The organism is Streptomyces sp. NPDC127098 (assembly GCF_042722465.1).
In the GTDB taxonomy this organism is placed as follows: domain Bacteria; phylum Actinomycetota; class Actinomycetes; order Streptomycetales; family Streptomycetaceae; genus Streptomyces; species Streptomyces millisiae.
In genome coordinates this window covers 1-7545 of the sequence record NZ_JBHXFJ010000126.1, presented here as the reverse complement: position 1 = coordinate 7545, position 7545 = coordinate 1, and the positions used below count along the sequence as shown (strand labels likewise).

At 73.6% G+C, this 7545-nt stretch carries 6 protein-coding genes; 3 read left to right on the top strand and 3 right to left on the bottom strand.

Features of this window, described 5'->3' with window-relative positions; genetic code table 11:
* Window positions 1-147: 147 nt before the first annotated feature.
* The 3 genes from ACFWI8_RS35860 to ACFWI8_RS35850 all read right to left on the bottom strand — a co-directional run bounded on the left by ACFWI8_RS35860 (window position 148) and on the right by ACFWI8_RS35850 (window position 3361).
* Window positions 148-1530: an MFS transporter gene (locus ACFWI8_RS35860; protein WP_387100339.1), complete on the bottom strand. Its 1383-nt coding sequence runs from the start codon at window positions 1528-1530 to the stop codon at window positions 148-150.
* A 222-nt stretch (window positions 1531-1752) separates the two neighbouring features.
* Entirely contained in the window at window positions 1753-2928 is a 1176-nt protein-coding gene (locus tag ACFWI8_RS35855) for a zinc-dependent alcohol dehydrogenase (protein ID WP_387100336.1), read from the bottom strand.
* Window positions 2929-2974: 46 nt separating this feature from the next.
* Complete coding sequence (locus ACFWI8_RS35850) at window positions 2975-3361, bottom strand: DUF2267 domain-containing protein (RefSeq protein WP_311595725.1); 387 nt, start codon at window positions 3359-3361, stop codon at window positions 2975-2977.
* A 113-nt stretch (window positions 3362-3474) separates the two neighbouring features.
* Between ACFWI8_RS35850 and ACFWI8_RS35845 the strand changes: the two genes are divergently transcribed.
* The 3 genes from ACFWI8_RS35845 (at window position 3475) to ACFWI8_RS35835 (ending at window position 7508) form a co-directional block, all read left to right on the top strand.
* Window positions 3475-4374 carry a polysaccharide pyruvyl transferase family protein gene (locus ACFWI8_RS35845; protein WP_387100332.1) on the top strand — a complete coding sequence of 300 codons (900 nt, stop codon included), beginning with the start codon at window positions 3475-3477 and terminating at the stop codon, window positions 4372-4374.
* A 76-nt stretch (window positions 4375-4450) separates the two neighbouring features.
* Complete coding sequence (locus tag ACFWI8_RS35840; RefSeq protein ID WP_387100329.1) at window positions 4451-6595, top strand: catalase; 2145 nt, start codon at window positions 4451-4453, stop codon at window positions 6593-6595.
* A 136-nt stretch (window positions 6596-6731) separates the two neighbouring features.
* Complete coding sequence (locus ACFWI8_RS35835; protein ID WP_387100326.1) at window positions 6732-7508, top strand: SAM-dependent methyltransferase; 777 nt, start codon at window positions 6732-6734, stop codon at window positions 7506-7508.
* The last annotated feature ends 37 nt before the right edge of the window (window positions 7509-7545 follow it).

Sequence of the window (7545 nt, the reverse complement as noted above, 5' to 3'; positions counted from 1 at the left end):
CCGGGCCCGCCCCCCCCCCCCGGGCCCCCCCGCGCCGCCCCCCCCGCCCAGTCCCCCCCCGCCGGCGGGGGCCCGGCGGGGGGGGGGGCCGCCCCCCGGGCCCCGGGGGCGGGGGGGCCCACCACACGGCATGAACCGCGTCCCGGGTCAGGCCGCGGGTGCCACCGCGGCGACCGGACCGGGGGCCGGCGCCACGGCCGGGACTGCCGCCGGGGTCCTGGCCCGGCGGCCGTGGACCAGCAGTCCGGCCGCCGACGCGCCGGCGATCAGCACGCCACCGAGCACCAGCGCCGCCCTCGCACCGGCCAGCTCCATCAGCAGGCCCATCGCGGGCGGCCCCACCAGGCCCCAGCCGGTGCTCAGACTCCGCCACACGCCGAGCACCCGGCCGCGCATATGGGCCGGCGGGTCGGTCTGCAGGACCGTGGTGCCGGCCGTGTCCGAGACGGACTCCACCATGGCCATCGGGATCACCAGCAGGATCAGCAGCGCCAGCGAGGGCGCGAGGCCCGCGGCGACCTGGAGCAGGGCGCCGATCCCGGCCATCGCCGCGACCAGCCGCACCGAGGGTCGCTGCAGGACACCGGCCACCAGGGCCCCCACGATGCCGCCGACCGCGAGCGCCGTGGAGACGGTGCCGAACGAACCGGCGCCGGCCGCCAGCGGCCCGGTGACCAGCACCGCGAGCGTCAGCGTGTAGTTCCGGCCGAAGACGGCGGACAGGCCGGTGATGGCGGCCAGCGCCACGAGGCGCGGCCGCCGTAGGAAGAAGCTCAGGCCCTCCCGGGGGCTCGTGCCCGCCAGGACCGCGCCCCGAACGCCGGCGGCCGTGGGCTCGGCGGGCTCGGGCGCGGCCGGTGGGGGAGCGGCGTCCGGGTCGCGTCCCCGGTCGACCAGCCGCAGGAACGGGATGACGGCGGCGACGAACGCGAAGGACAGGCCGTTGGCCAGGAAGGCCGCCGAGGTGCCGAAGAGTACCACGGCGACGCCGGCGAGCGCCGTGCCGGCCAGCCGGCCCACGCTGTGCACCGCCGAGCCCAGGGCGATCGCCGAGGGCACGTCGCGCGTGTACACCAGGTCGTTGCCGAGCAGGGCGCACGCCGGCCCGTCCACCGTGGCGATCACGCCGGTGACCGCGGCGAGCAGCAGCAGCGTCGGCACGTTCAGCAGGTCGAAGGCGACCAGACCTGCGGTGACGACGGCCACCGCGCCCAGCGCGGCCTGGCTGACGGCCGCGGTCAGCTTGCGGGGCCAGGCGTCGACGACGGCGCCGCCGAACAGGCCGAGCAGCAGGCCGGGGCCGGCCTGCACGGCCAGCGAGAGACCGGTCATCGCGGCCGATCCGGTGACCTGGAGCACCAGCAGGTTCTGGACGGTCAGCTGCATCCAGGTGCCCGCGTTGGACACCAGGTTGGCCACCGACCACCAGCGCATGCTGGGGTAGCGGAGCGAACGCCACGGGTTGCGGTCCGATCGCGCGCGGTCGGCGGCGGCACGGCGCCTCAGGCGCGCGGGGGCGAGAAGAGACATGCGGATACCAGGGCCTGGCAGCAGGCGGGTGAGAGAACGCTGGCGGGGCGACGGCGTCCCGCCGATCAGCGCTGACCACCATGACAGACCGGTATCCGGCCGGGAAGACCAAGATCGTCCCCGACCCCGGCGGGTGCCACGCATCCCTTGTGCCGCAAGGGAAAGGCCCGCCCCGTGTGGTTCCTCACACCGGGCGGGCCCCGCCGGACGTCGCCGTCGGGCTCAGGGCTTGAAGACGACCTTCGTCGCGTCCTTCCGCTGGAACATCTCGTACGCCTCGGGAACCCGGTCGAGCGGCAGCCGATGGGTGGCGAAGTCGTCGACGCCCAGCGGGTCGTCGTCACCCAGCAGCGGCAGGATCTCCGGCACCCAGCGCCGCACGTTGGCCTGCCCCATCCGCAACTGGATCTGCTTGTCGAACAGCCGCATCATCGGCAGCGGATCGGCCATCCCGCCGTAGACGCCGCTCACCGAGACGGTGCCGCCCCGGCGCACCATGTCCACGGCCAGGTTGAACGCGGCCAGCCGGTCCACGCCCGCCGTGCCCGCCACCTGCTCGGCCAGCCGGTCGGGCAGCAGGGTGGTCAGGTTCTGCAACATCCTGCTCGGCGTGGAGCCGTGCGCCTCCATGCCCACCGCGTCGATCACGGCGTCGGGACCGCGCCCGCCGGTGCGGTCGCGGACGGCGCGGACGATGTCGTCGTGCGCGGTCAGGTCGAGGGCCTCCACCCCGCGTGACATGGCACGGGCCAGCCGCTCGGTCACCAGGTCGATCCCGATCACGTGCCCGACGCCCCGGTGGGCCGCGATCCGGCAGCACATGTCGCCGATCGGGCCGAGGCCGAGCACGACCAGGCTGCCCCCGGGCGGCACGTCCGCGTACTCCACGGCCTGCCAGGCGGTGGGCAGCACGTCGGACAGGTAGAGGTACCGGTCGTCCGGCACCTCGGGCGGCACCGGGATCGGCCCGTAGTGCGCCTGCGGCACCCGCAGGTACTCGGCCTGCGCCCCCGGCACCGAGCCGTAGAGGCGCGTGTAGCCGAAGATCGCGGCGCCCGAGCCCTGGCTGGCGACCTGGGTGGTCTCGCACTGCGTCTGGAGCCCCTGCCGGCACATCAGGCACGCGCCGCAGGAGATCTGGAACGGCACCACCACCCGGTCGCCTGGCCGCGGCGACGCCACCTCGGGGCCGGTCTCCTCGACCACGCCCATCGGCTCGTGGCCCAGGACGTCGCCCGGGGTCATGAACGGCGCGAGCACCTCGTACAGATGGAGGTCGGAGCCGCACAGGCCGGACGAGGTGACCCTGATCACCGCGTCCGTGGGCTCCCTGATCACCGGGTCGGGGACCTCCTCCACCCGGACGTCACGCTTGCCGTGCCACACCGCGGCCTTCATCGGGCACACCTCCCGTCGTCGGTCGTCCGGTCCGGGGCCCCGGGCGTCAGGTCAGCTCCGAGTAGCCGAACAGCTCGGCGTAGCCGGACGGCAGCTGGCTCAGCAGCTTGTTCATCTCGCCGCCGCTGACCTGGTCCGAGATCGCCGAGAAGACCACCCGGGTGTCGGTCTCCGCGGTCTCCTCGTCCTCGTCCGCGTTCTCGGCGACGTGGGCCACGAACTCCTCGACGCCCCAGCTCCGCCCCGAGCCGTCGGCCGCGTTGTCCAGGATCAGCGCCAGCTCGGCCGGCAACTGGTCGCCCAGGTGCGAGGAGGAGTGCGGAGGAAGACGCTCGCCCAGGGTGCTGAGGACGGCCTCCACCACCCGTTCCGCCTCGTCGTTCGGGTACTCGCCGCGGTCCCTCACGGTCGCGACGAACTCTCCATAGGACACGGCGTGCCTCCTTCCGCGCGGTCTGCCTTTGCGCCCGAGTACCACGCGACCGGCACCTGACACGGCATGGCCGCGGGCGTTTGGCGCCCGCCGGCCGTGGGGACCCGGCGGCGGTGACGGGCGACGACGGGCGGACGCTGCTGACGGGCTGGTTCAGCTTCCTGGACGGAGAGATCACGGCCGGCGACGTGCTGGCCCTCGAACGGGTGCGCGCGCTGCTCGTCGCCCGCGGCGTTCCGCACGACGTGGCCTGGAGCCCGCGCTTCGAGCCGGGCGGGCCCACCCTCGACGACGTCGACCCGGCCGACTACGACCGGCTGGTCTTCGTCTGCGGCCCGCTGCACGGCCCCGACATCGCCGAGCTGCACCGCCGCTTCGCGCACTGCCGACGGGTCGCCGTCGGCACCTCCGTCCTCGACCCCGCCGACCCGGCCGCCGCCGGCTTCCACGCCGTGCTCGCCAGGGACGGCGCCGGCCTCGCGCCCGCGCTCGACCTGGCGCTGCGGGCGCCCAGGGTGCGGCGCGAACCGGTGGTGGGGCTGCTCCTCACCGAGGGCCAGCACGAGTACCGCGGTCGCCGCCGCCACACGGAGGTCGCGCGGACCGTGACCGCCTGGCTGGCCGACAGCCGGGTCGCGCCCGTGGTGCTCGAGACCCGGCTCGACGCGGCGGACGGGCGGCTCTGCCGCAGCCCGGGGCAGCTGCTCTCCGCCCTGGAACGCCTCGACGCCGTCGTCACCGACCGGCTGCACGGCCTGGTGCTCGGCCTGCGGGTCGGTGTCCCGCCCATCGCCGTCGACCCGGTGGCCGGCGGCGCCAAGGTCACGGCGCAGGCCAGGGCGTGCGACTGGCCGGCGCTGCTGTCGGCGGAACACCTCGACAGGACCGCGCTCGACCACTGGCTGGCGTGGGCGCTCGGTCCCGGCCGGCGCGAGGCGCTGCGCCGCCGGGTGCTGCTCGCCACCGCCCGCGATCCCGCGAACGCCCTGGCCGATTTGTGGCACTCATCCTGAGATAGCAGGGTAGATCCGGATGGTCGTGGGTACCGGACGGCCGTCACAGGCCGCAGACGACCGTCCAGGAGGGCAGATGCCAGACCGCGCCGACGACGCCGTGCCGGAGAAGCAGGAGCAACTGGAGCCGCTGCGCGACCGCGGCGAGGACGGCCCGCTGACCACCAACTTCGGCACCCGGGTGGACGACACCGACAACTCGCTCCGCGTGGGCGAGCGCGGCCCGACCCTGCTGGAGGACTTCCACTTCCGGGAGAAGATCACCCACTTCGACCACGAGCGCATCCCCGAGCGGGTGGTGCACGCCAGGGGAGCCGGCGCCTACGGCCACTTCCGGCCCTACGCCTCGTTGGCCGAGTACACCAGGGCCGACTTCCTCCAGGACCCGAACCGCAGCACCCCGGTCTTCGTCCGCTTCTCCACCGTCGCCGGCTCCCGCGGCTCCGCCGACACGGTGCGCGACGTGCGGGGCTTCGCCACCAAGTTCTACACCCGCGAGGGCAACTACGACCTGGTCGGCAACAACATGCCGGTGTTCTTCATCCAGGACGCCATCAAGTTCCCCGACTTCGTGCACGCGGTGAAGCCCGAGCCGCACAACGAGATCCCGCAGGCCCAGTCGGCGCACGACACCTTCTGGGACTTCGTCTCGCTCCAACCCGAGTCCACCCACATGCTGATGTGGCTGATGTCCGACCGGGCGCTGCCGCGCAGCTACCGCATGATGCAGGGCTTCGGCGTGCACACCTTCCGCTTCGTCAACGCCGAGGGGCGCGGCACCTTCGTCAAGTTCCACTGGAAGCCTCTGCTCGGCACCCACTGCCTGGTCTGGGACGAGTGCCAGAAGCTCGCCGGCCAGGACCCGGACTACAACCGCCGCGACCTGTGGGACGCCATCGAGCGCGGCGACTTCCCGGAGTACGAGCTCGGCGTCCAACTGGTCTCGGAGGACGACGAGTTCGCCTTCGACTTCGACCTGCTCGACGCCACCAAGATCATCCCCGAGGAACTCGTCCCGGTTCGGCCCATCGGCCGCATGGTGCTCGACCGCAACCCGGACAACTTCTTCGCCGAGACCGAGCAGGTCGCCTTCCACACCGCGCACGTCGTGCCCGGCATCGACTTCACCAACGACCCACTGCTCCAGGGCCGCAACTTCTCCTACCTGGACACCCAGTTGATCCGGCTCGGCGGGCCCAACTTCGAGCAGCTGCCGGTCAACCGCCCGGTCGCCACCGTCCGCAACAACCAGCGCGACGGCTACGGCCAGCACCGCATCCACCCCGACCGCACCAGCTACGCGCCCAACTCGATCAGCGGCGGCTGCCCCGTGCTCGCCTCCCCGGACGCCGGCGCCTACGTGCACTACCAGGAGCGCGTCGACGGCGCCAAGATCCGCAGGCGCAGCCCCAGCTTCTCCGACCACTACAGCCAGGCCACCCTCTTCTGGAACTCGATGGCCGACTGGGAGAAGGAACACATCGTCGCCGCCTACCGGTTCGAACTCGGCAAGGTGACCAGGCGGGAGATCAGGGAACGCGCCGTCGAGCAGCTCAACCACGTCGACAACGACCTCGCGCGCGGCGTCGCCGAGGGCCTCGGCCTGCCGGCACCCGACCAGGCCGCCATCCCCAACCACGGCCGCTCGTCGCCCGCGCTCTCGCTGGCCAACCCCGTGGCCGGCGTGGCCGAGGCCGCCGGCGACGAGGCGTCCATCGCCACCCGCCGGATCGCCATCCTGGCCGCCGACGGCGTGGCCGGCGGCGACGTGCTCGCCCTGCGCGAGGCGATGGCGCGCGGCGGCGCGGTGCCCGAGGTGCTCGCCCCGCACGCCGGCGAACTGCGCACCACGGACGGCGGCACCGTCACGGTGGACCGGGCGATGTCCACCATGGCCTCCACGATGTACGACGCGGTCTGCGTGCCGGGCGGCCCCGACAGCGCGCGCACCCTGGCCGGCGACGGACTCGCCCTGCACTACGTGGCCGAGGCCTTCAAGCACGGCAAGGGCATCGCGGCGGTCGGCAGCGGGATCAGCCTGCTGGGCGCCCTGAACCTCCCGGGACTGCGGCTGTCCGCCGACGGCGACGGCGTCGTCGACGACCACGGCGTGGTCACCGCCGCGGACGGCGCCGACCTCGACGCCGTCACCGCCACGCTGGCCGACGTCATCGCCGAACACCGCGTCTGGACCCGCGACCAGGACGCGACGCCGGCCTGACGGCCACCACGCCGCCGCACGGCTCCGCGGTACGGCTCCGCCGGCCGGGCGGTCACCCCCGACCGCCCGGCCGGCTCGCCAAGGACAGGTGACTAGGCTTCAGCCGACACCATGGCACGGCGAGCGGAGGAAGCGGATGGAGATCGACACCTCGAAGGCGCACTCGGCCCGGGTGTGGAACTTCTGGCTGGGCGGCAAGGACTGGTACGCGACGGACAAGGACGCGGGCGAGCAGATCACCCGCGTGTACCCGGGCATCGTGCGCACCGCGCAGTACCAGCGGATGTTCCTCTCCAGAGCCGTCCGCTTCCTCGCCGGGGAGGCGGGCATACGGCAGTTCCTCGACCTGGGCACCGGGCTGCCGACGGTGGACAACACCCACGAGGTGGCGCAGCGCGTGGCCCCCGAGTCCAGGATCGTGTACGTCGACAACGACCCGCTGGTGCTCGCCCACGCCCGCGCGCTGCTCACCAGCACCCCGGCGGGCCGGACCGCGTACATCGACGCGGACGTGCGCTCCCCGGACACGATCCTGGAGCGGGCCGCCGAGGTCCTGGACTTCTCCCGGCCCGTCGCCGTCACCATGCTCGGCATCCTCGGACACATCCCCGACGAGGACGGGCCCGCCGACATCGTGCGGCGCCTGCTGGCCCCGCTGCCCGCGGGGAGCTACCTGGCCATCAGCGACGGCACCAACACCAACGCGACGCTCAACGAGGCCACCACCAACTACAACGCCCGCCTGGCCGGCGACTACACGTTGCGTGGTCCCGAGGAGGTCACCGCCTTCTTCGACGGCCTGACCCTTCTCGAACCAGGTGTCGTCACCATCGAACGCTGGCGCCCCGAGCACCCCGTCTTCGAGGACGAGCAGCCGGTGGACGCCGTGTGCGGCCTCGCCGTCAAGCGCTGACCCTGCCGGGGTCAGCGCGGGTTGTGCGGGGCGGGCG